Below are 23,410 nucleotides of genomic sequence, written 5' to 3' on the forward strand. Positions count from 1 at the left end.
AACCCACCTACTTTAGTAGGTGGTTGTTTAGTGCAACGCGAACAGCCATATTAAACGGTGAGCTAGAAACACAATTTGGGCGCTGGTACCCAAGAGTAAAATTAGGGGAAGAAACAGAGAACCATTGTGGAATGAAAACACGAGAAAAATCGTCGATATCAAAGAAAAATTCGACTAATACAACTAATTTGTCCATGCCTGTTCCTTATTTAGATCTTTTTTTCTTGGTCGAAAGTTCTGATCTTGGAACAGGCGCTTAATTCAATTTTTTTATCAAGAATTCAGATATTTACAAGCTCATGCAATAATTCCCATAAATTTTTTCAGCCTTTTTGATCATACTTAGCAGCAAACCCTTGGGAACGGACCAACTGATTCATTACTTTTAGATCTACCAATAGATCGTCAATATCGTTATCTAACAGACGCTGGTGCATTTCGCTAAATACTACGCTCATTTCCTTTATCCCTTGATAAGTCAGGGATTTCACCTCTTCGAATTGGGCGCTATCAGCACTTTGCTCCTCTAACGAAACACAACGCTCCAATGCTTTGACAATCATTGGCAAATAACGGTTGAGAAATAACTTACCGGGAGTGACATCCCTGGCATCAGCCTGCATACAGTCAATGATCGCCTGCGTTTTCTCCTCAATCAGGTTAACCAATTCCTGCATCTCATACGCCATACCAGACTTATAACGTTTGATCTGAGCCAATTGTTCATAGTATTCAGCAAACTCTGCCTGTGTCTCATCTTGCCGACGCTGCTCCTCTGCCTGTTGACGAGCAACAAGCTGTTGTTGCTGTTGCAGCGCTTTCTGCCGTCGAAAATTATTCCAAGGCTCAATCAACACCGTTACCAGCACGACGACAAAAAATACGACACCAAACCAAACAGGAATCGCATGGGCATCAATTCTAAACAACGCGACAATAGTACTCGCTGTCATCAGTAATAATGGGAACCTGCTTACCTCTAGTTTACGTTGTCTGATAATCGTGATGAGCAAAGCCGCCAGCCCGCCAAACAATAGTGCGGCAGCCCACAGCTCCGCCAGCGGGCTCAACACCACCACCAACCAACCGGCCAAAGTCGCGGGCCTATGTGGACGTGACGGATAGAGAGCCAATAATCCGATATAGACTGATAACACCACTATGCTGGAAATATGACCATCACCCGCAGGCAAGACCAAAAAAGACCAAGGAGTATACAGAACAACACAAGCCAGTATAAAAGCGAGGACAAAGATTTTGATATGAAACAGTACACGTGATAGAGACCGCTTGATGCTACCGAACAGAGATATTACTCCCTGTTCCTGCTGTTGTGCCGCATCACGGTCAGACGATGATTGAGGTGTAGGCATAGGGTATTTTACTCCTCTTACTATTATCCATTACTGTCAGGAAAGCACCTGATAAGGTCGCTAATATTGTGCATTAGCCGCCGCAGTTAAACGCTGACGTAAATTACCTTCCATTGAGGAGAGCTCTTTCTCAATTTCAGTCCGCTTAATGCGCGCTTCTGACGCAATGCGCATTGTATCCTCAATCGTATTGACTAAACGGCTCTGCACATCGCGCAAGGTTTCAATGTCAACGATAGAGCGTTCCACTTCAGTAGCCGTTGCAATGCTGCTCTGTTGCAGGATTTCAGCATTTTTGCGTAATAATTCGTTGGTCGTATCGGCCACCTCTTTTTGCAATTTAGCCGCTCGACTCTGAGCTTTCAGTGACAGATTGAGTACCATCTGACTTTTCCAGATTGGTAATGTAGAAAGGATGCTACTTTGGATCTTTTCCGCCAGTTGCTGGTTATTATTTTGTACAATCCGGATCTGTGGGGCAGTCTGTATAGCAATGGTCTTTGACAGTTCCAAATCGTGAAGACGGCGTTCAAAACGATTAATATTCTCCAGCAGATCTTTAACACTCTGCGCATCCATCATATCTTGAGACGTCTCAGCCTTTCTCTGCAATGAGGGCAACTCCACCGTTTTAATCTGCCGCAACTTCTGTTTGCCCGCTTCAACATAGAGCGATATTTCTTTATAAAAACCTAGATTGCGATCGTAGAGTTGATCTAACACCGTGATATCACGCAGCAAATTAAGCATTGCACTATCCAAATGAGTGGCAATGGTATCGACCTGTTGTGTTAGCGTCTTTTGATCAATCATAGTGCGTTCAACTTTCTTAAAAATCCCGCCGATCAACGGTAATTTTCTCAGAAAGCGACTACTTTTCTCTTCTGGGGACAGCGCATCATGCTCACGAATAAACATGACCAAATCCGAGAGTTTTTGGCCTACCTCATCAGCTTCTTTGGTTTTTACATTCTCCAATAACGTATCAGCAAAACGGGCAATCCCTCCCATAGGCTGAGCACCATAGCCGATCACCGCCGCAGGTTGCGAAATATCGATCTTTTCTATTAGCGTGTTGATGTGCTCCTGATCAATCAGAACAGTTGACTCGTTGATAGCCATATCACGACCAAATGATGGGATAGGTGTAACTTTAGTACTCATAACATAACCCTGTTAGCTGAATCGATAAAATTAATTGCGTGGAAAATAAGGAATTATCATATAGCGTCTACGATGTGTTTAAAACAAATTCTACTTTCTAACCTGCCTGTAAATATTAAACATTAGCGAAAAATACCTGCATAAACCCGCGTTGTAAGCTAATTAGGTAACCTTAATTGTACCGAATACGTAACGCTCCCTAACCAGGCAGGAGTTATTCAACAACGATATTTTTGTCAAACTCATCTAATGAACAGATTTCAGCGAATTTCCTTCATTAACGTAGAAGAAAAACTTAAATTATTTAATTCACATTATTATCGGTATTATTGTAATAATTACTCCTAAGCGAGTTTTGGATTATAGTAAATAAAAATATGTCAATAAAACCAGCGCATATACCTATAGATTTCAAGATGCATCGCGACGGCAAGGGAACGAATCCCCGGGAGCATAGATAACTATGTGACCGGGGTGAGTGAGTGCAGCCAACAAAGAGGCAACTTGAATGATCTCCATTTCGGATAAAATCAAGCATCTTCAATGACTACGGGTATATACCCTATGGATTTCAAGATGCATCGCGGCGGCAAGGGAGTGAATCCCCGGGAGCATAGGTAACTATGTGACCGGGGTGAGCGAGAGCAGCCAACAAAGAGGCAACTTGAAAGATGACGGGTATAGATTATATTGAAGGTGATTATTCAATATAACAGGGTTAGAATCATGAAAAATTTGTTTGTTATTATGTTACTTCTCTCCGTAATAACCGGGTGCTCCGGTAAAAATAACCCAAACAGACAAACACAAGCAGAAGAGGGATTGAAATTTGCATTTTCATCCGGCGGCAATTTTATCTTAACTCACGCTTGTACCGATAAAATCGATTATTTAGGGCCAGACGAAGGGGGGAATGACCAGATAGAAATAGCGATAAAAAACGATAAACAATGCTTTGCTCACTTTGATGCTTTAATCGTAATGTTCCGGTGAACTCACCTTGCGTGGTCAGATAACCACAAAATGGGATGTTAACGGAAGGGATTCTCAGGCCAGGGCAACAGCTCATTCAACCGATTGTTCGGCCAGACAGGCAGCCGGCTGAGGACATCACGTAACCAGACCCAGGGCTCATGTCCGTTGGCTTTGGCCGTTTCCAGCAGGCTCATTATCATGGCCGCCCGTTGCCCCGCGGCCAGTGAACCCGCAAAAAGCCAGTTCTTTCGGCCGAGCGCCACACCCCGGACCGCATTCTCCGCCCGGTTGTTGTCTATCGGCACCCCCCCGTCATCCAGATAACACACCAGCGCCGACCAGCGCTTCAGCGTGTAATCTATCGCTTTGCGTAACCCCGAGTTGGGGGCCGTTTGGGTCTGCATCGTTTGCAACCAGGACCGGAACTCATTCAGCCACGGCCGGGCATAACGCTGCCGCCACTGACGCCGTTTATCCGGCGGCCGGTGTTTGATTTTTCGCTCCAGCTTGTACAGGTCACGAATGCCATCCAGCGCCTGTTTCGCCACCGGACTTTGGCTCGCTTTGTATTGGTCAAAGAATTTGCGGCGGGCGTGAGCCCAGCAACCCGCTTCGGTGATATCCGCCCGGGCATGCAGTGCGTTGTAACCGGCATAGTCATCCGTCACCAACGTGCCGCCCGACCAGTCTTTCAGCAGGCTCTGGGCATAACGGCCGCTGCGGCCGGGATGCAGCTCATAGTATACCACTGCCGGCGAGGTATCGGGGCCGGTGACAGACGTCCACAGGTAAGCTCGCTGGGTCTGGCCTTTTCCCGGGGCCAGTATCGGCAACGGGGTCTCATCGGCATGCAGCACCGGGGACGTCAGCAGCGTCTGCTTCAGGGCATCGGCTAACGGTTGCAACGCCACCGCCACCTGCCCCACCCAGTCCGACAGGGTGCTGCGGGCCAGGGTGACACCGCTGCGGGCATAGATTTGCTGCTGACGGTAGAGCGGCAGGTGGTCACGATATTTAGCGACCACCACCTGAGCCAGCAACCCCGGCTCTGGAAGGCCCTTTTCAATAAGATGGGCGGGCTGGGCTTTAGCATGCACACACTGACAGCGCGCGCAGCTGTACTGCGGGCTGATATAGCGCCGGACGATAAACGTGGCCGGACGGTATTCCAGTCGCTCACTGATTTCATCACGCAAAAAGCGCAGGGCATGACCGCAATCCGGGCAGCTCTCCGTCTCCGGCGCCAGCCGGATATCTTCACGGGGTAAAGTCGCCGGCAAAGGCTGACGTTTAGGCTGGGCCGGGGTCGCGTTTTCCTTGATATGCAGGCGTGACAGCCGGGTTTCCAGCACCGCGATATCGGTATCGGCATCTTCCTCAAACTGACTGCGTTTGGGACCGGCAGGCAGGGTTTCGCTGTGCGCGCCAAAACGCCAGCGTTGCGCCTGTTTCAGGGCCTCTTCCAGCTGGCGAATATAATCACCTTGTTGCTGAAGCAGCGCCAGTGCCCGCAGGCGGAACTGGCCGGGGTCATCCAGCGCGATTAAGTCATTGAGCGTCATGCCGACAGTGTACCGGATAATTCCCCGTCGTTATCCGGTAAAAGTGTGACCGGGGTAGCGGAATTAGTTTCGCCAGCCGGACAGGTCATCTCCCTCGACCTGTTGCCAGTGAATGCCGCGGATGAGCCAGTCAAACTGGGCGGGCGTCATCACCCAGCTGCGCTCGCCCTGCTTCGGCCAGACAAAATGGGCCCGGTGCAGACGGCGGGTACACAGCCAGACGCCGTGTCGGTCCCAGCGCAACACCTTGAGACGGGAGCGGGCCTTGTTGCAGAAAATAAAAGCGGCTTCGTCCTGCCAGCGCAAATTCAGCCCCTCCAGGTGCTGGGTCAGGGCATCAATGCCCCGGCGCATGTCGACGGGCTCTCGCACCAGAAAGAGCTGTTGCGGTTTCAGCATCGGGTCAGTACCCGCATCACGTCAGGCAACAGCGTCAATGGACAGGCGATGGCATAGCCGTCTGGGGTATGCAGGGTGACGGTGCGCGCGTCGTCAGGCTGGAGTGAAACCGGTAAGAGGGCGGGCAGTGTCTGGCTGAGAGGTTGGGGGATGTTGTTACTGTCGGCAATCCAGTCGCGGAAAGCGGAAAAACTCAGCTGATGCTGTTCGCAATACTGTTTTCGGGTCAGGTCACTGTGGCGCCATTGGGTCACATGGTGTTGTTTTTGTTCCGGGGTATATCGGCTACGGCTCATGGTGTCAGTCTCCAGGTGAAGATAAGGAAGCGGTAGCGTGCATGGGCCGGAGAGGAAGAACAAGGTGAGATGACCGGACGTTTACCTTTAATCAATAAAAACATCGGCACCCAAATGACAATATCATTTAAAGGTACTCATCTTGTCACAGCGACTATTCAAACTTCTTTAAATCCTTCATTCAGAATGGGGGTAAAAGATAAAGAGCAAGCCATGAGTATTATGAGCGCACTAAAAAATTAAATTGTTTTTGATATTAAAGCAGCCGCATCCCGCCTCGAAATCTCCGCCCAATATTGGACGGAGATTTCCGGCAATGTTTATTACAAAGAAATAACCCGTCGTGCGGCACCTATCGCACTGGTTCCATAATCTATCGCATTGGCGATCCCGGTTGTGGTCAGAACCCTGCCTCTGATCTGATTACCAATCATGCCAGCAAGATGATCTATACCACTACCAGCAGCACTTAGCCCTCTGGAAACCCAACTGTCTCTTCCCATCACTCTGTGCAGACCAGTTCCAATGCCACCGGCAAGCCCGCCGAGAACACTAAATATCGGCTCAAAGACAGGTCTGGCTATACTGAAATGCACTAATTGTCTGGCTAAACCGGCGGCATATGGGCTGACAGCCCGGCCTAATAACCTCCCCAAGAATCCGCCACCTATTACTCTGTTGATCGCCATTTCCGCCCCCAAACCCGCGGCATAACCCACCGCGTAATTCGCTAAATGTCCGGCAGGGTTACTGGCGACATCTAAACCAAAACCAATCCAGGAGCCATAATAGGTGCCAATACCGGCATGAATCCCGGCTCTGGTACTCCCCTGTGTACCGGTGATCATCCCACCAGCCGCTCCCCCCGCGGCGGCGGCTACTTCATGTGTAAGGGTGGAGGAAGTCCCCAACATGGTATCAATGGTGCCTACCGCACTCCCGGCCCCAATAGCGCCACCAATCCCCCGGTCAGCATTATTTATCCATGATCCCACCGCGCCCGTTACCGCCCCGGCGGCTGATGCAACACCTACACCTTGTGCTCGCGCACCATAAGCCGCGGCTGAACTCGCCCCAGCAGCAGCGCCCGCCGCTGACTGTACTAACGTCGATTTCCCCTGTACGAGTCGAGCGAGTAATGCCCCACCTTTTTCCAGCAAGCTACCGACGTTATACCCCATCAACGCACCAATCCCTGCACCTACGGCCGCAACCCCCAGAATGACAGGGAGAGCCGCGCCAGCCGTACCAGCAATGGCAGCCGCAAGACCGCCAATCGCAAGCCCGCCAGCAATGGCTCTGCCAATTTTTTGTCCCCGTCTCATTGACGCAGACATTCCCTCATCAGGTTTACGAAACAAAAATGAAGCAAACCAAAATGTATTCCGATTTCGGTTCGGAGACGGCGCTAATCCGTCATGGTCAGTCAATGTGATGGGGTTATTCCTCACCATCCGGTACACATTCAACCCATCCACGGTTCCCGCCGGATCAGCACTCAACCAGCGGCCCACCCAAGGCTGATAATAACGGTAGCCGTAATAATACAATCCGGTGGCATCCCGCTCTTTACCGGAATAACGAATAAATTTGTAGCTGGCTTCTGTCTGATTTTTCGCTGCCCATACCGCGGTGCCGCCATACGGATAATACTCTTCCTGACTAAGAATCTGCCCTTCGCTATCCAATTCAATCTGGCTGGAGCCGAGCAGATTATCGTAACTGTAGCGCACCTGATTGTTGTCGATATCTGCCGGCTTACCACTTTCCCAGTGCAATACCCTTACCTGTGCGCGCCCCGCCTCACCTACCGTAATCACCTGCAAATTTTGAGTTGTTTTATCTGCCACTCCAGTTATGCGCAGCTCTAATCCCGGCAGATAAGTCACCCGTTGTACTTGAGTACTGTTGCCCGTCTGCTGTTCACTCACTTTTAGCAGCCGCACGCCATCACTGCTATAACGATACCATTCACTGTCACTGCTATTTTCGCGGCTCACCGGTGTTACTCGCTGCAATTCACCCCGCATATTCCAATCCAGATTCTGCCCCGGTATTAACGTCTTCTGATGACCGCCGGCATCAAATAGCCCATCCACTTGGGTTGGATCTGTCGTTAATGTACTCAATACCGTCCGGTTACTGCGGCTTGAAACGGTCATCTCCGTGGTGTAACTATTTTGAGTCGCGGGTGAACTGTGTCGGATTTGAACCAAATTACCGCCACGGTCATAACTATAAGTACGCTGGTAATTGGTATAGGTGCTGTTGTCGGCAGGAACAGGCATAGCAGGTGAGGGAAGTTGGTTGCTTTGCTGGCCGATATTAGCCATTTCACGCCCTGTCGCACTCATAAGCTGATACAGCGAATCATAAACATAGCGGTTCTCAGGCTCCACTTTCTGATTGCGCCAAAAGCGGGTGGCTTCAGCATCATTATGGATACTGATGACATTCCCCACCGGATCATACTCATAGCGGAGATCCTGTAATACTCTCGCCTCTGATTGACTCTCTTCGGCTCGCCGGGTAGTGATACCCATCAAACGTTGAGTTTCCGGTTCATAACTGTACTCGGTAATCACGCCGTTACCATGCTCTTCACGCAGCTTATGACCTGCGGCTGACCAGCTCAGAGACTTAACAATCACCTGTTCACGCTGGCCTTTCACCGTCAACCAACTCCCTTTTAACTGACCGGCAATGTCATAAGCCAGACGCTGAATATTGCCTTTCGCATCGGTTTGGGTCAGTAAAGCCCCGATGGCATTGGTTGTACTTTGTGTTGTATAGACCTCACTTGCCAGCATCCGCTGCCAGACAGTTTCGTCGTCACCGCTCCAGTTAGCCTCCTGCCCTTCTGCCAGCCATTGGTGAGATTGGGATAAAATAGCACCCGCCAGTGACTGACTCATCAACCGGGTAACGCCCGCCGTGTCGTAGTGGCGTATACACAGACCAGAGAGGTTATATTCTTTCTCTGCTGTGGTGTTCTCCGCCCAGATAAAGCGCTCTGTCACTTGAGAAGTTTCCTGATCAAAAACTTGTTCACTCACAGATAACAAACGACCGGGCAAGGTATTACCTTCATAGCGACGAGTCTGACGAACACCTGTCGCATTCATCGTCATTACCGGACGACCTTCAATATCATTTAATGCAACAGTACGACCAGCATCGACACTCTCTGTCCGCAAGGCATGACCGGCCAGATCATACTGCCAGACAAAATTAGGTTTTACTGAGTTATCAGCCTGCTTTGCATCATACAAGCGTGGGTCAATACTGTGGTTCAGGTATCCACGGGCATCATACTGGTGACGGGTGACGCGGGTGTCAATATCCCCGCCAATCACAACACGGTGAAAACCGATATCACGAATGGACAGGCCACGATTATCTAACACGCTGACTGTTGGGGTTTGAGTATAAAGAGCAGTATCAGGCGTACTCATATCATATTCCTTTTATTTTGTTTTAAAGCTTCCCTTCCAATGAAATGGAGAAAGATCGCAAGATTGATTTTAGATATGACAGATCCTTTCCCACTCTGGCGACCAGAGTGGGAAGTCTTAGTTAAAAGTTAATTTAAAAGAGTGTCTTCTTGACTTGGTTTGCGAAGCTGGCACCGCCGTCGCAGGCGGTATAATGCACCTGCACCAGTACATCATCCATATTCGCCAACAGTGCGGCCTGCATCTCATCCGCCTTCAATGTTTTATCGTCAATATGCTCATCCACCGAACGCGGGAAGGTAAGCGTCCATTTGGAGACCGCACCCGTGCCCTCAAACGATAGATAGCGCTCATCTTCCAAACGCAGCTCAAAGCTACCGGCATCATTAATGCCAGAAGAGAGCGCCACCTGCTGGCTGGCCCGCAGATTGGTGACAATATGCGTCGCATCCCCCTCTTTACCTGTCGGATCATTGAGACGTTTAACACCATTGATATCTGCTGTGAGCAGCGTACTACTGCTGGTCTGGGTGAGCGTTGCCTTCACGTTTTGATACGGCCCGATCAACGTCGGCAGTGTCACTGACACGGTTTTAATCTGGCGCAAATAATGCCCCGGATAGTCGTTGTCAAACAGCTTTTCGCTTAATGGAAAGTCAACTTTGCCCTCAGTTTTTAACTTACCAAAGCCATCATCACCCAATAGGCTTTTGAGCGACACAGTACGGATCACATTAAGACGGCGCTCATGACGAACTAAATATGCCGCTTCCATTTGGAGCAAATTGAGTTGCAGAGTTTCTCCCACTTGCAAACCACGGTAATGGTCATTCCAAGTACCGGTCTGAATAAACGTGGTGGCGTAATCACCCAATTCATACTGCCAGCAAGCTTGGGCGGACAAACACAGAGAGACCACAGCGTCGTACGCTTGATAGTACAACGCGGATAATTGACCACTCAGCCACTGATATAAAGTCGCTTGGGTGAAACGAGTCGTTAGGTAAGTCAGCATGGTTCGAATTTGCACCTGCTGTGCCTTCGCCTGTTGCAGGGAAGTCTGAGCCGCTTTTTCGCGCACCGCCAGCGCATCCAACTGTTTCTGTAATGCGTCGACCTCAGACTGTGCCTGCTGGTATTGGATTTGCCACTCTTCACGGCGACGGCGGTAATTCTCCGTGGTTGCCAAACGCTCGGCCACCACGCTGGTGGCTTGTCCGGCAGCCATTAACCCAATGGCAATCGCTTCCGTTACCCCTTCATAGCGTGAGCCACCATCAGCCAAACCAAAGATATTCGGGATCACTTTCAGTGCGCCACTGGCAGTCTGTACACCGGTGGAGGAAGATATCAGGGATTGTGCTGACGTTTGGGTGTCCATCACCAGTTGTTCCGCACTGGAGATGTTATTTTGATACAGCGTGTAATAATGGTCATGACGCTGTTGCGCCGTCGCCTGACTAGCCAACAGCGCCAGACGATCCGCCGCCAATCCATCCAACGCCTGTTGTTGCAATGTGATGGCATAGCTGGACATATCCAACAGTTGCTGTTGCGCCAGCTCTTCTTGACCGGCCCGTTCGCTACGTTCCAACAAGCTAAGCAGGTTCTGACCAAAACTGGTCAGCGTACCCACAGCGCTGTAAGCTCGCGGCAACATAGCGCTGAAACGGTATGGCGGTACCGTCAATATGGCACCACTGACGCCATTCGCCAACGTGCCGGACTGAGCGCGCTGAGCCAACAATGCTACCGGATCAGCCGGCGCAGCATACAACGGCAGAGAAAGCGGCTTGCCATCAACGGTCAGGTTATGACGCAGGTTGTATAACCGTGCATCCAACGTATCCCAGTGGGACAACATCAGAACATTGAGCGGTTCGTTAAAGTAGCCATTATCTGCCAGTTTCAAGTGGCTAATGTTATTGCCCGGTAATGCGGGTAAGACAGTATTACTGTTAGCCAATTGGTGCTCAAAGTCACGCAAAGCCGTTTTTTGCCCGGCGGCCAAGGTATCCAGGGTTTGCGGTGTCCAGGTGCTGCTCAACGATACATCCGGCCGAGGCCCTAGCAACTCAGCGGCCAAATTGTAATAGACACGGGCCTGAGTCAAACCATCACGAGTCAATTGGCGATACCACATATCTCCCTGAGCAATCAAGTTGCTGACATAAGCGATAAACACTGCTTTCTGGTATATCACCGGATGAGCATAAGCCTGAGTATCCGGATCGATAGGATCTCCCAAGTGACGTGATAGATCGCTGTGTACTTCAACCAACGGACGTACATTCCAGTAAGCCGGAGCATTGTGTGGCTTGTTTTTCATCGCCGGATCAAAGATGTAATGCAAACTCTTTTGTGCCGGCGAAAATTGCTGTTCGTTGGCAAAGCGTGTAGCAACTAAAAACGGCAAGTGAAAGAATAACTCCCAGAAATAGAGACCGTTTGAACCATCAAAGTCCATCGGCTCACTTTTGCCGTCAGTGACCAGATCGGCCTCCAGAGAAGGATCTGCCTGCAAGGTGTAATCCAGCAAACTATCCAATCCCAGATTAGCCTTCTCAATCAAAGTACGCACAAAGGTGGTGTTAAGACGAGTTTTCGCAGGTAATGATGAGGTCCAGAAGTCTAAATATTGCACCAGACCACGCTTGCTATCGTAACGGGAAATCAATCGAGGAATGGCATCCGGAGCTTTGCTATCTTGCAACTCAACATACACGTTAAACCACTTGCTGACCCAGGAATAGGCCCCTTTTCTCCCTGATGGTCGGTCATAATGATCCCAAACAACGTTCAAACAAACCTGTAGGTAGTTTTTATCCGGATCAGTAGAGAAATCCGCTTCGGACAAAGTATAAGTCGTAGGATAGGTTGCACCACTGGCAAGTTGGAAAGTTTGCTCACTGTAGTGTTTAAATAGATTGCGCCCATCCGCCGTCTCAGCATTGATTTCCTGATAGAATTTGCGGTTATCGGCGATCTTACTGAAGTTTTTGATAGTGGTTAATGTTGGCCAATCTGGAGACGTAAATACAGATTCAAGCTTATTAAGACTAATAGCAAAATTTATTTTATCAGACCAATCTAGCAACATTGTACCGTCTGGGATAGGTAAATAATAACTGGCAGGTGTCTCCCCCTCCCAAGCGATATAACTGCCCTGCACAGTAATAGTATGGTGAGCATCAAGCAAGGGGGAAATAGCCCATCCCTCATTAACTCGCTGTTCCAACGCCCACGTTCCATTAGGAACAGATCCACCACCATATCCAGCCGGATAGTAGTTGATCGCTGCATTATGAAAGGTGTAATAATTGCCATCATGGTAATCCAGATAAAAACCTTCATTCCCTGACCACGTGAAACCATAACCAGACTTAGAATCATATACAATATCGTTATATCCAAATATATGACGATTAACAAAATCCCCATTAGTCGTGGTTTGGATATGGAGTGTCAGGCCATCTTGGTCGATATATACATAGGCCCCGGTAGTACCCAGTTTCAAATCATCAACTTTACCTACCCAACCGGTATTTTCGGGATCTTCGGTTGGCTTGCCTGAAATAACCTTAGTAATCACATACTTTTTATCGTATACCGCGAATTGCAAGCAGTTCTGATCATTTGTTTCATCACGATAGGTACTGAACAAAAAATCCTTACTCAATGGCCTGAGAATATGGTGATTGAAGGCTGAGTCACAATACAAGTAACCATACACAGCAGGACGGTTTTGATGTGGAGTCCCCGTAAAATTACGCACAAATACCCCCAACATCAAACGGCCATACGGGTTACTGTCCGTTTCCTCCGTCGGGTCAATACTAAAATCAGTGGTAGCCAGTAAATTAACCTTCCGCAGTGTAGTCTTCGATTCATCAATCAGCAGGCTGGATCGCTGTGTTTCTGAACTTTCATCTGCTTGCTGCGTCATCAGCGTGGTGGTATTCGGTGCCGTCCAGGTATCATCATAACGTTTATAGCCAAATTTTATGCTGTAGGCATGGGTTTTTCCGATATTTTTACCGTCAGCATCCTTCTGTACTGCCGGGTCACGTTCAACCCAAGCGACATACAGCCGGTCATTATAAAATACTGGGCGAACTGTATGCTCCAGCACCGTATCACCAGACAACGGCAAGGTAATTTCCTGCCAATCATTCCAGCAATTTGGCGTCACCGGATTCCCTGCTGGATCTTGACGATTTTTACTCAAATCCATCTGACGCCAGTAATACCGATATGGTTTGGTGGTGGTACGACCAATAAAATAGTAAATGGCCTGATCAAATTTATCCTGATTAATATAACCGCTGAGCACATACAGATTACTCACCGCCTCAAACTCATTGAGGTATCCCAGAACAGCATCCTGCACCCGGTCCGGATCGAGCCGGTTCTGGTTTAACGTGGTCTCCAGCTCCGAGAAATAATGGCTTTTTTCCTGCCGGGTGATGGGGGAAATGTAGTTTTCAGCGTAATTTCGAACCTCAGCCCCCGCAGCCCAGATAGCATATTGGCTATCATTGTCACGCCATTCGTTAGCGGTAGAAAGCTCCATCGCCTGACGCCCCGGTTCGGAACCATTGACCAGACGAGTCATATATTGCTGTATGCTGGCAATCGCTTGAGCAACTCGGCTGGTCTCAACTTCATCAGCCACTTCCGGGTCAATCAACAAGTATTCGTACAAGTCTTCCACCGTCACTGGCTGACCATCGACACCTTTCAGTGTCGAGGCCACAAAATTCATATAGCCAGTCACCAACGCATCACGCTGGGATTCATTCAGTTGCTTTTCCATTGTCGATAACATAATTATCTGCCTTACTTAAATGGCGGTTTAGAAATAGCCTCATTGGGCCATACGGAAAAATCAAATCCACTCAGGTAGTGAGCTTCTGCCATGCTCAGTGACTACCCTTAACATGAGATACGCCAGCCACCATCGCCTGACCGGTGCTTTGCCAAAGGGTATAATCACTATCACGGCTCAGGACATAGCCTTGCTGTTGCTGTGTAACGCCAAGGCCAGTCTGGCTCTGTGCCTGTTGCAGACGCAGCAGCGTATCCAGTTGCGGAGTGGTTTTGGCAATCCCGCCCAATACTTCCCAAGCGGCTTGCAACTCGTTTGTCTCCCAACCCAGTAGCGTTGCCAACGTTTGTGCAGCATCCGCCTGACTCAACGGCGTAGCAGCATTAGCCACGCGCAGGTAGGCCAACACATCATCTTCCGTACCACCACCGGCTTTACCCACTTGGAGCAGTAGATCGCTGTAACGGCTTAAGGTATAGAGCATCCACAAACTGATATCGGTCACTACTTCTGCGGAAGCGCCAAAATAGGCTGGATAGTCCAGCAAAGTTTGTACCATTGCAGGACTTAGCGTGAATTGTTGGGTCAACAAGGAGCGGCGTACCACTTCACGCAATAGGCTCAGATAGCCAGCGGGAATATCAGCCGCGATTTTAACAGTATCCTTCAATGCCCAAGTCGCACTCAGCCACTGATAGGTTGTTTGCCCACTCCAGCGCAACAACAACGCAGGCAGTGACTGACTCACGTTCAGAGTTTGCGCCAACAGACTGACAGCCACGCCTTGCTGAGTTTGCTGCGCTTGATACAACGTATTCGTCAGAGTAGTGATTGCCAGCTTCTTATCTTCATCAGATAAGCTTTGTGTTTTGACCACCATTGTTATAACACTTTCTATACCTGCATCGGTCACCAGACCAACCTGATCGATAAGCGGGCTATTACCTGCCGAGAGCAGAGCAAACCAGTCAATAGCGTGACCGTTGGTATCAACTAATGGTGCACCACTACGGGATAATAATGTTGCACTCACAAATGTACTGCCCAAGTTCTGCCACACCTGACGGATAAAATTCAATTGATCGTCAGTGCCTTGAGCGGTGAAGGTAGAACCGCTACTCAACAGTAAAAGTAAGGTTTCAATGGGTAAATCGCGCTGTTGTTGCCATTGAGCGATCACACTTAGCGCTTGCAGCAAACTCAAAATATCCGCCGCCAGCGGAGAATCTTTTTGCGGTACCATGATGATGGGTTTTCCTGCCAATTGCTGCCAGACGATGCCTGTACCTGCATCTAATCGATCAACCAAAGCACAGAAAGACTCTGGGTTTGTCCCCAATGTGCGCGCCAAATTAGCCAAACGGTAGAAAGCTGACACCACAAACAGATTACAGTTGAGTGTGCTTTGTGTGATATTCCCCTGTTGACGGGCAATATTATCCGCCAATAACAGGAACTGACGATGATTAAGGCCCAGTGCCGTGCTGATATGCTTAACACGCGCCCCATCTCCCCCGGTGGTCAATGTATAGACAAAATCCTGATTATCTATCACAAACGGTGTATCAAAGGTGCCAACAGAGTTAAACACCTGATCTAAGAATGGTGTTGCGGGTGTAATGGCAAACGGGGTTACCACGCGCAGCCAACCAGCAAATTGTTTAGCGGTAACACCGTACTTCGCCTGATAATGTTTGAACACCCCCAACATACGCAACGTATTGTCGTTCATCGACAACGCGGTATTTCCCGTTTCCGCATCCATAGCAGAAGTCACCAACAGGTCAATATCCTCATAGGGCAGATTCAGCCATTTTTGCAGACGTACTGTGCGGTTAATACGGTCCAACTTGTCATCGGTCAGATTGTTAACCGTCAGAGCAAAATGCGCCTCCGCTCCACTGCGACTCAGAGTAATCGCCTGCGGCTTACCGGCATGAATAAAGCGGGCACCGTAAGCAAATGGCGTCGCTGTCGTGTCACCAGAACTGACATTATCAGACTTAACCACCGTAGAACCGCCAACCGTTGAACACAACATCAGCTCTACCTGAGGTACAGTCAAACTTGTTCTATCAGTCAGTACGGTCATGTCGCTGAAACTGTTCGCCGTCAGCAAACTGTCACCATAATTTAGCTGATAGAAATTCTGACCGACGGTTTCCACCATGATTTTCTGCTGCTCTGGCGAAAGCTGACTCGCCATGATTTGCAGGCGAGTCAAAGCACCGGCAGTCGCATCACTCAGTTTTCCTTTTGCTGTTGCCCAGAAGTTTTGCGGCAGATCCAACGTCTGTGGCAAAGTGATATCTTGTAACGTGGTACCTAATACCGACTGAGCCGTCTGAATCTGCTGGTGACCATAATGATATGGCAAATTATTCGGGTAACGGGTGGTGGAGAGTTTGGCGTTTACCGCTTCCAAATCAGTCAAACTCAGTTTCTTCTGAATGGCTTTGGACAGAATTTCATTGACCAATTGTAATTGCGGTATCACCTCATTGATCGCTTTATCATTAATCAACAAAGCCCCGATATCGGGTCGGCGCTCCACCAGCGTATTCATAATGGCACTAGCACCACTCTTTTCCTGATCAAGGGCCAATTGATAAATATGAGTCAGATAAGCTACCGGAGCATCATTCGCTTCTGGTGACCCACTAGGTGCTTTATCTTTCCAGCCAGTGTTTGCATCAAGAAACTGATTGGCGTAATCGGGACCTGACACAGAGAATGGACTTCTTAAGCTAAACTGAACCGCTTCACTAAGAGAATTACGGCGAAAATGGTGTAACACCTGATGAGCATAGCCCACCGCCAGGTCATACATTTTTTCAGCACTGCGTCCCAGATCAGCACGATGCTCACGAATAAAGCGCTCACGCGGCATACGTACCACATCAAACACTGAGGTATAACCAAGATCGGTCAACTTACCGGGCAGGTTGTGGATCTCTTCGGTGCGGGAAATCAGGGGACTGGCGAGTTGATTCATACGGACTCCTGAATTGAGGTTTATTATGAGAAACAGGTTTTTTCGTGCAAAAAACAACCACCATCGTTATGTGTAAGAAAGGCACCAGAACAAACACACGCCTTTAGAACATCAGTTAGCACGACCTTCCAAAGACGCCATACACAGTGATGATGTGTGATGAAAAATATAATAAATCACAAAACTTGCTTACATTAAAAAACAAAATACAGACAATAAAATAACTTTACCTTTATATAATTACTTATAATAAACATTTACTTATATTGATGATTAATTTACAAAAAAACCAATACAATGAATATTCTTGGTGTATGTTCATTGTTTTTTTTAAGAAAAATAGTTTATTGAAAAGTAATGAGAAGTGAATAAGTCAAATTCCGCATATCCGAATAGTTAAAGTTCTAAATAAGAATCTCTTTATTGATTACCAACGGATTTCTGAGGTAGGTAAAAAAGTCACTAGTCTGACTCGTTCCTGCAAATCGTAATCAACCTGCATGCTAGTTGGAATACGGAAATCCAATAAGGTATATAATTCAGTCCAGCCAATTTCTTTAGTTAACCTTTTCCTTGGTGGAAGTGATTTTTCAGGTTTACCAAAATGCTGATGAATTAATTTCCGGGACATCAGCGGTATCAAAGGGGAAGGCAATTTATTAGGAAATATAAAATTAGGTCGTTTGTGATTAATGAAAGTTAACGTTATCTCTGTAAGTACTTTATTTTCTCGCAAAAATGATAAGAAAATCCCTTCTTTAGCCATATCAAGAGATATATCAGAGTCTCCGGGATAACCTGATGGCTTAGTTTTATAAGGAATTAATCCTTCATCGAAGATTTCCTGATAAGTTTTGCCTAAACTATTAATTAAAGCTTCAATGTTGATAGCCATTATTTATATCACCTCTGTTCTTGATTTAGCCAATTCACCTACGACTTTATTTTTCAAATTACCCGCAAATGAATTGGCTTTTAAAAATAACCTCCCATCTATTGTTGATTACCAAAGTACTTCTGATGTGGATAAGAATGCAACTGACTTCACTTGTTCCAACAGATCGTAATCAACCTGCATACTGGTTGGTATCCGAAAATCCAGTAGCGTATACAGTTCCGTCCAACCAACATCTTTCTTGAGAAATTTTCTCGGCGGAAGAGCCTTTTCTGGCTTACCAAACTGCTCATGAACCCATACCCTAGTCATCAAAGGCTTCAAGGGAGAAGGCAATTCATTAGGGAATTGGTATAAAGGTCTTTTCTGATCAAGCAGAAAAAGCTCTACAGCAAATAAAATCTTACCATCTCTTTTAAAAGCTAAATGCATACCCTCTTTAGCCATATTCAGAGCAATAAATGAAGCTCCAGGGTATCCTGTTGGTTTGGTTTTATAAGGGATTAGCCCTTCATCAAAAATTTCCTGATAAGACTTTCCTAGACTATTTATTAGTGCATCTACGTTGACTGTCATTATTCATACTCATGATCTATTATTTGGGATAAATTGTTTTTCAACCAACATATCGGTTGTCTGTCCTAAACTATTTATGATTGCAAGAACATCAATCATTATTTACCGACTGTTCAAATAACAGTGCATCCACACGAAGATCAGTTTGATAAAGGAAGCGAATTTCTGTATTTGGGTACTGATCATTTAGTTTACGAGTATAGGCATCAAATCCGCCTACTAAGCCAATTACCGGAATTCTCTCCGGTCCACTACTGTAATCGGGTTCTCCCATAAATGCTCTGACAATAGCTTTATTCATTTTGTGAAGGAATGGAGCAGGCATATCACCACTATATGTACCAGTATCATCAACAGTGTTGATTAATGTGAATTGAACAGAAATCAACACTGTTGATATAATATCGAAAACTAAAGTAAGACCCGTCTCTGGTTCAACACTAAATCTAGAATAACCTTCGAAAGCAAACTCAAACTTTTCCTCTGGAATAAGTTTATTTTCAACTAACATATCTGCGGTCTTCCCCAAACTATTAATAATTTCAATAACATCTATCATTATTTACATGACCTCTATTCTTGGTTAAACCAACTCATCTGAGATTTAACTTTTCAAGCTGTTGATTAATGAATTAGCTCTCAAAAGAACCTTCCCTTTCTGCTAACTATCAACGCACTTCACTTGTAGGTAGAAATGTAACTCGACTGACTCGATCTAGAACATCGTGCGATACTTGCATACTAATTTCCGACTTACCCTGATAGTAATAAAGATATGTCCAACCAAATCTATATGTCAATGCTTCAAATGGAGGTGCTGATTTAATTGGTTTACCTAAATTCTTATCTACCCATTGGCGGTTCATTTCCTTAATTAAGGGATATGGCATGTTGTTCGGAAAAACAAAACTGGGACGCTCAGGTATAAGTAAAGTTAAAGTCATCTCTATGAATGTCTTAGTTTCTCGATCAAATGATAAGAAAGTCCCTTCTTTAGCCATATCAAGAGATATATCAGAGTCTCCGGGATAACCAGATGGCTTGGTTTTATAAGGAATTAGCCCTTCATCAAAAATTTCCTGATAGGTTTTCCCCAAGCTATTAATTAACGCTTCAACGTTGATCACCATTATTCATATAACCTCTATTCTCGATTCAGCCAATTCATCTAAGATTTAATTTCCAAACTGTTCGATAATGAATTGGCTTTTAAAAATAACCGCCCACCTATTGTTGATTACCAACGCACTTCTGAGGTAGGTAAAAACATTACAGAATCAACACGCTCAAACAGGTCATAATCAACCTGCATACTGGTTGGTATCCGAAAATCCAGTAGCGTATACAGTTCCGTCCAACCAACATCCTTCTTTAGAAATTTTCGCGGCGGAAGAGCCTTTTCTGGCTCACCAAACTGCTCGTGAACCCATTTCCTGATCATCAAAGGCTCCAAAGGAGAAGGTAATTCATTAGGGAATTGGTATGAAGGTCTCTTCTGATCAAGCAGAAAAAGCTCTACAGCAAATAAAATCTTACCATCTCTTTTAAACGCTAAATGAATACCCTCTTTAGCCATACTTAAAGTAATATCTGGAGCTCCAGGGTATCCTGTTGGTTTGGTTTTATAAGGAATTAATCCTTCATCAAAAATTTCCTGATAGGTTTTCCCCAAGCTATTAATTAACGCTTCAACGTTGATAGTCATTATTTATATCACCTCTATTCTTGATTCAGCTAATTCATTGGAGATTTGACTTTTCAAACCATTCACAAATGAATTGGCTTTTAAAAATAATCGCCCATCTATTGTTGATTACCAACGTACTTCTGAGGTAAGTAAAAACGTTACCGATTTTACTCGTTCCATCATGTCATAAGAAATCTTCATACTTGTAGGAATGTGGAAATCAAGCAATGTGTATAACTCTTTCCATCCAAACTGACGTTTCATAACCATTTGGGGTTGCTGTGATTTCTTAGGTTCACCAAACTGCTCATGGACCCACTGTCGAGACATCAGAGGCACCAAAGGAGAGGGAAGCTTATTAGGAAACTGATATAGAGGTTTCTTTTCATCAAGCAAAGTCAACGTAATCTCTTTTAAACGCTTACCATCCCGATAAAAAGCTAGAAACACCCCTTCTTTTACCATATCCAAAAATATCACCTCATCACCAGAAGAACCTGTTGGCTTGGTTTTATAAGGAATTAGCCCTTCATCGAAGATTTCCTGATAGGTTTCCCCCAAGCTATTAATTAACGCTTCAACGTTGATAGTCATTATTCATATAACCTCTATTCTTGATTCAGCCAATTCATCTACGACTTTATTTTTCAAACTACCCGCAAATGAACTGGCCTTTAAAAATAATCTCCCATCTATTGTTGATTACCAACGAACTTCTGAGGTAGGTAAAAACGTTACCGATTTTACTCGTTCCATCATGTCATAAGAAATCTGCATACTGATTTCGTCTGTGAAACGATATAAATCTTTCCAACCAAATTGGTTTCTTAAAATTTGCCTTGGTGGTATTGACTTAATCGGATCACCTAAATTTTCTTTAACCCATACCCTATCCATAGAGTGCTTCAATGGTGATGGCAATTCATTTGGGAATATAAATGAAGCTTTATCGTCCCTAAGCAACCTTAAAGTAATTTCGTTTAATATTTTACTACTCCGTTCAAACGATAAAAAAATCCCCTCTTTCACCATATCAATGCCAATACTAAGTACCCCAAGGGGACCGCTTGGTTTACTTTTATAAGGAATTAGCCCGTCATCAAAAATTTCCTGATAAGATTTTCCTAAGCTATTTATGAGTGCATCTATGTTGACTGTCATTTGTATAACCCCTGTTCTTGGTTAAGCCTGTGTATTTTGGCTCTGGCGTTTTCAAGTTGTGCTTTTGTTGCCCCGTAATTTCTCAATTCTGGCTCTATCGTACTGAAATCACGCTCCACAGCTGCTCTTAAGTCTTTAGAATCCTGTTCTATTTGCGTCTGAGAATTCCGGCCGCCATAAGTTGCACTGAACTTCTGGTGAACCTTTGCCGGGATAATGATTGCTGCAACATTTTTTTCAATAAGACTTAACTCATCCATCTCCAAATCGGGATATAACATTTTTAATTTCGCTCGAACAGCCGCTGCCGAAGGCATATGATCCGCGTGTGTTCCATTCCTCAGCCGCCCAGCAAAGTTTCTATATAAATCCACTTCAAACAATTTCACCGGCGGTTTACTCAGATACACATACACCGGCGGCATATTCGGAATGGGGAATACCAGAATATAATCGCGGAAATCCTTCTCTTCCGGCATTGGCAACGATTCAATATCGCTGCCCACTTTATCCGGGATCGGCAACACGGTTATTTGCGACGGAATAAACGGCTGTTCTTCATTCCCGGTATGGGCTGGAGCCTTGAATTCCTGTTCATTCGGCGTCCATAAAATCGTCGGCCGGGTTTCTCCCGGTTCCCAGAACTCGTAATTACCGGTGGTCCGATTGAGCGTCATCATGCAAACCGGCACTTTATCCAAGCCGCTTTCCGGGCTGACGTGATATCCCTGAACCGTCATCCTGCCGCTTTTTTCATCTCTGATCCAGCGAAAACGTACACGAGTTGGTGCTTTTCCATACTGTTCCGCTATCTGTCTCAGGCGATACGGATCTAAGTAATCCTCTTCCCCCTGATTCAACGACGGTGAATAAAACAGCCCCATCAACCCAACCGTTACCGGATTCGGTGCCGCCAGCCAACGTCCAGCACTGATAGCACCGCCACCAATGTAACGCATCACCAGCGTTTCCCCTTCCGCTACCGCGCTGCGGGTAGTGGCGGCCACAGCGGTAGCCGCCGCTTCGGCATTATCTTTTCCACTACGAAACCACCGCTTATACCACGGTAATTTTTTATCCCGCGGCTTACCCGGTTCCGGCGGGTGTTTCTTGTCCTGCGGGGGTGGTTCAGGCTTTTGCGCCGTGGCTGGCGCAGGAGATGACGGCACCTGATATATCGCCATTCTGCCAAAGTTATTTGCCGATTCAGGCTCAGTTCCAGCGTCAGTACACCCTTTACCCCGCTGGCAGGACTTCGTAAACACCGGTATCGGCGGCGGAGGTACCTGCGTTGCAGGCGGGCTTCCCACATCCTTTACCGGAGAAGAGAAATGCTGTTGCGCCATATTCGTGGGAGCGGCAACCCGGTCAGCAGTCTTATCTTGCTTCTCATAACTGTCCATCTCCGAATTGATAAACCGAGCCCGACAGGGACAAGTACTGACACTATCCAACGTGCCAGCCAACTTGCGCCCCATGTCAAACACATCGGATACACCACCAACAATCACGTAAGTACCGGGATGTTTGCCACAGGTAACCTTATCCCCTTCACGAGCGGTTGCTCGCCCATTAAATGTCATGGTGTGGTCACCAGTAATAATCTGACCACCACAGGTTGTTTTATCACCAACGAGCAGGAAATACCCTATTGCCATTTATTCACTTCTCCAATGAGTTACAACATGAAGAGTGAATCTAACTGAAATCATCATCATGCTTTTGCCATTTATGGATTAATAAATGTTCAATAGTGCAATGAATTTCACTTAAAAATATATAGGAATATTCTGAAAGTTAGAGAAATAATGTCGATTGATGCTTGTAATTCATCATATTTTGCAACACTTTTATTACTATTAATTATCAAAAGTGAGAATTCAAGCAGCAGTGACGAATTGGCAGAAGTACACCGCAGATTTTTTCAAATTATGGTCAGACGGTTAACCGCTATCCGTCCAAAGTGCTGACCAAAAGACCAACACTTTGTCAAAAATCTGCAAAACTATTCAAGCTTTGATGGGCTTTACCAGATTACCTCTGA

Annotated in this window: 18 protein-coding genes; 2 read left to right on the forward strand and 16 right to left on the reverse strand. The window is 46.5% G+C overall.

The window, feature by feature from the left end; genetic code table 11:
• Nucleotides 1–323: 323 nt before the first annotated feature.
• Nucleotides 324–1,373 (reverse strand): 5-bromo-4-chloroindolyl phosphate hydrolysis family protein, encoded by a 1,050-nt coding sequence (locus PluTT01m_RS21345; protein ID WP_011148268.1) that lies wholly within the window; start codon nt 1,371–1,373, stop codon nt 324–326.
• 60 nt (nt 1,374–1,433) lie between these two features.
• Nucleotides 1,434–2,537, reverse strand: a complete 1,104-nt coding sequence (locus PluTT01m_RS21350; RefSeq protein WP_011148269.1) for a toxic anion resistance protein — start codon at nt 2,535–2,537, stop codon at nt 1,434–1,436.
• A gap of 726 nt (nt 2,538–3,263) precedes the next feature.
• Between PluTT01m_RS21350 and PluTT01m_RS21355 the strand changes: the two genes are divergently transcribed.
• Entirely contained in the window at nt 3,264–3,530 is a 267-nt protein-coding gene (locus PluTT01m_RS21355; RefSeq protein ID WP_041380373.1) for a hypothetical protein, read from the forward strand.
• Nucleotides 3,531–3,568: 38 nt separating this feature from the next.
• Here PluTT01m_RS21355 and PluTT01m_RS21360 read toward each other — a convergent pair whose 3' ends face one another.
• From PluTT01m_RS21360 to tnpA, 3 genes are all read right to left on the reverse strand, one after another.
• Nucleotides 3,569–5,074 carry an IS66-like element ISPlu20 family transposase gene (locus PluTT01m_RS21360; protein ID WP_011145417.1) on the reverse strand — a complete coding sequence of 502 codons (1,506 nt, stop codon included), beginning with the start codon at nt 5,072–5,074 and terminating at the stop codon, nt 3,569–3,571.
• A 63-nt stretch (nt 5,075–5,137) separates the two neighbouring features.
• Complete coding sequence (gene tnpB / locus PluTT01m_RS21365) at nt 5,138–5,473, reverse strand: IS66 family insertion sequence element accessory protein TnpB (protein WP_011144475.1); 336 nt, start codon at nt 5,471–5,473, stop codon at nt 5,138–5,140.
• Nucleotides 5,467–5,769 (reverse strand): IS66 family insertion sequence element accessory protein TnpA, encoded by a 303-nt coding sequence (tnpA, locus tag PluTT01m_RS21370; protein WP_011144474.1) that lies wholly within the window; start codon nt 5,767–5,769, stop codon nt 5,467–5,469. Before tnpA ends, tnpB begins: the two co-directional genes overlap by 7 nt.
• A 69-nt stretch (nt 5,770–5,838) precedes the next feature.
• On the opposite strand from tnpA, the gene PluTT01m_RS27035 reads away from it, so the two are divergent.
• Nucleotides 5,839–6,012: a hypothetical protein gene (locus PluTT01m_RS27035; protein ID WP_157866910.1), complete on the forward strand. Its 174-nt coding sequence runs from the start codon at nt 5,839–5,841 to the stop codon at nt 6,010–6,012.
• An 80-nt stretch (nt 6,013–6,092) separates the two neighbouring features.
• On the opposite strand, the gene tccC is transcribed toward PluTT01m_RS27035, so the two are convergent.
• From tccC to PluTT01m_RS21425, 11 genes are all read right to left on the reverse strand, one after another.
• A complete protein-coding gene (gene tccC / locus PluTT01m_RS21375) occupies nt 6,093–9,224 on the reverse strand; it encodes an insecticidal toxin complex protein TccC (RefSeq protein ID WP_011148271.1) in 3,132 nt (1,043 codons plus the stop codon).
• A gap of 133 nt (nt 9,225–9,357) precedes the next feature.
• The gene (gene tccB / locus PluTT01m_RS21380; protein WP_011148272.1) at nt 9,358–14,052 is read right to left on the reverse strand and encodes an insecticidal toxin complex protein TccB; all 4,695 of its coding nucleotides are present in this window, start codon (nt 14,050–14,052) and stop codon (nt 9,358–9,360) included.
• Between the two features lie 94 nt (nt 14,053–14,146).
• Entirely contained in the window at nt 14,147–17,047 is a 2,901-nt protein-coding gene (tccA, locus tag PluTT01m_RS21385; protein ID WP_011148273.1) for an insecticidal toxin complex protein TccA, read from the reverse strand.
• Between the two features lie 427 nt (nt 17,048–17,474).
• Nucleotides 17,475–17,942: a DUF6392 family protein gene (locus tag PluTT01m_RS21390; RefSeq protein WP_011148274.1), complete on the reverse strand. Its 468-nt coding sequence runs from the start codon at nt 17,940–17,942 to the stop codon at nt 17,475–17,477.
• 108 nt (nt 17,943–18,050) lie between these two features.
• Entirely contained in the window at nt 18,051–18,518 is a 468-nt protein-coding gene (locus tag PluTT01m_RS21395; RefSeq protein WP_011148275.1) for a DUF6392 family protein, read from the reverse strand.
• A gap of 91 nt (nt 18,519–18,609) precedes the next feature.
• The gene (locus tag PluTT01m_RS21400) at nt 18,610–19,077 is read right to left on the reverse strand and encodes a DUF6392 family protein (RefSeq protein WP_011148276.1); all 468 of its coding nucleotides are present in this window, start codon (nt 19,075–19,077) and stop codon (nt 18,610–18,612) included.
• 109 nt (nt 19,078–19,186) lie between these two features.
• On the reverse strand, nt 19,187–19,648 hold the full coding sequence (locus tag PluTT01m_RS21405; RefSeq protein ID WP_011148277.1) for a DUF6392 family protein: 462 nt from the start codon (nt 19,646–19,648) through the stop codon (nt 19,187–19,189).
• Between the two features lie 107 nt (nt 19,649–19,755).
• Complete coding sequence (locus tag PluTT01m_RS21410; RefSeq protein WP_011148278.1) at nt 19,756–20,223, reverse strand: DUF6392 family protein; 468 nt, start codon at nt 20,221–20,223, stop codon at nt 19,756–19,758.
• Between the two features lie 108 nt (nt 20,224–20,331).
• Complete coding sequence (locus tag PluTT01m_RS21415) at nt 20,332–20,799, reverse strand: DUF6392 family protein (protein ID WP_011148279.1); 468 nt, start codon at nt 20,797–20,799, stop codon at nt 20,332–20,334.
• A 108-nt stretch (nt 20,800–20,907) separates the two neighbouring features.
• Nucleotides 20,908–21,366 (reverse strand): DUF6392 family protein, encoded by a 459-nt coding sequence (locus PluTT01m_RS21420; RefSeq protein ID WP_011148280.1) that lies wholly within the window; start codon nt 21,364–21,366, stop codon nt 20,908–20,910.
• Nucleotides 21,363–23,024: an S-type pyocin domain-containing protein gene (locus tag PluTT01m_RS21425; protein ID WP_011148281.1), complete on the reverse strand. Its 1,662-nt coding sequence runs from the start codon at nt 23,022–23,024 to the stop codon at nt 21,363–21,365. Before PluTT01m_RS21425 ends, PluTT01m_RS21420 begins: the two co-directional genes overlap by 4 nt.
• Between the last annotated feature and the right edge of the window lie 386 nt (nt 23,025–23,410).

The organism is Photorhabdus laumondii subsp. laumondii (genome assembly GCF_003343245.1).
Lineage (GTDB): Bacteria > Pseudomonadota > Gammaproteobacteria > Enterobacterales > Enterobacteriaceae > Photorhabdus > Photorhabdus laumondii.

Coding starts and splice junctions, on each gene's coding strand:
- PluTT01m_RS21345 (WP_011148268.1), bottom strand. CDS start 1,373: ATGCCTACACCTCAATCATCGTCTGACCGTGATGCGGCACAACAGCAG.
- PluTT01m_RS21350 (WP_011148269.1), bottom strand. CDS start 2,537: ATGAGTACTAAAGTTACACCTATCCCATCATTTGGTCGTGATATGGCT.
- PluTT01m_RS21355 (WP_041380373.1), top strand. CDS start 3,264: ATGAAAAATTTGTTTGTTATTATGTTACTTCTCTCCGTAATAACCGGG.
- PluTT01m_RS21360 (WP_011145417.1), bottom strand. CDS start 5,074: ATGACGCTCAATGACTTAATCGCGCTGGATGACCCCGGCCAGTTCCGC.
- tnpB (WP_011144475.1), bottom strand. CDS start 5,473: ATGCTGAAACCGCAACAGCTCTTTCTGGTGCGAGAGCCCGTCGACATG.
- tnpA (WP_011144474.1), bottom strand. CDS start 5,769: ATGAGCCGTAGCCGATATACCCCGGAACAAAAACAACACCATGTGACC.
- PluTT01m_RS27035 (WP_157866910.1), top strand. CDS start 5,839: ATGACCGGACGTTTACCTTTAATCAATAAAAACATCGGCACCCAAATG.
- tccC (WP_011148271.1), bottom strand. CDS start 9,224: ATGAGTACGCCTGATACTGCTCTTTATACTCAAACCCCAACAGTCAGC.
- tccB (WP_011148272.1), bottom strand. CDS start 14,052: ATGTTATCGACAATGGAAAAGCAACTGAATGAATCCCAGCGTGATGCG.
- tccA (WP_011148273.1), bottom strand. CDS start 17,047: ATGAATCAACTCGCCAGTCCCCTGATTTCCCGCACCGAAGAGATCCAC.
- PluTT01m_RS21390 (WP_011148274.1), bottom strand. CDS start 17,942: ATGGCTATCAACATTGAAGCTTTAATTAATAGTTTAGGCAAAACTTAT.
- PluTT01m_RS21395 (WP_011148275.1), bottom strand. CDS start 18,518: ATGACAGTCAACGTAGATGCACTAATAAATAGTCTAGGAAAGTCTTAT.
- PluTT01m_RS21400 (WP_011148276.1), bottom strand. CDS start 19,077: ATGATAGATGTTATTGAAATTATTAATAGTTTGGGGAAGACCGCAGAT.
- PluTT01m_RS21405 (WP_011148277.1), bottom strand. CDS start 19,648: ATGGTGATCAACGTTGAAGCGTTAATTAATAGCTTGGGGAAAACCTAT.
- PluTT01m_RS21410 (WP_011148278.1), bottom strand. CDS start 20,223: ATGACTATCAACGTTGAAGCGTTAATTAATAGCTTGGGGAAAACCTAT.
- PluTT01m_RS21415 (WP_011148279.1), bottom strand. CDS start 20,799: ATGACTATCAACGTTGAAGCGTTAATTAATAGCTTGGGGGAAACCTAT.
- PluTT01m_RS21420 (WP_011148280.1), bottom strand. CDS start 21,366: ATGACAGTCAACATAGATGCACTCATAAATAGCTTAGGAAAATCTTAT.
- PluTT01m_RS21425 (WP_011148281.1), bottom strand. CDS start 23,024: ATGGCAATAGGGTATTTCCTGCTCGTTGGTGATAAAACAACCTGTGGT.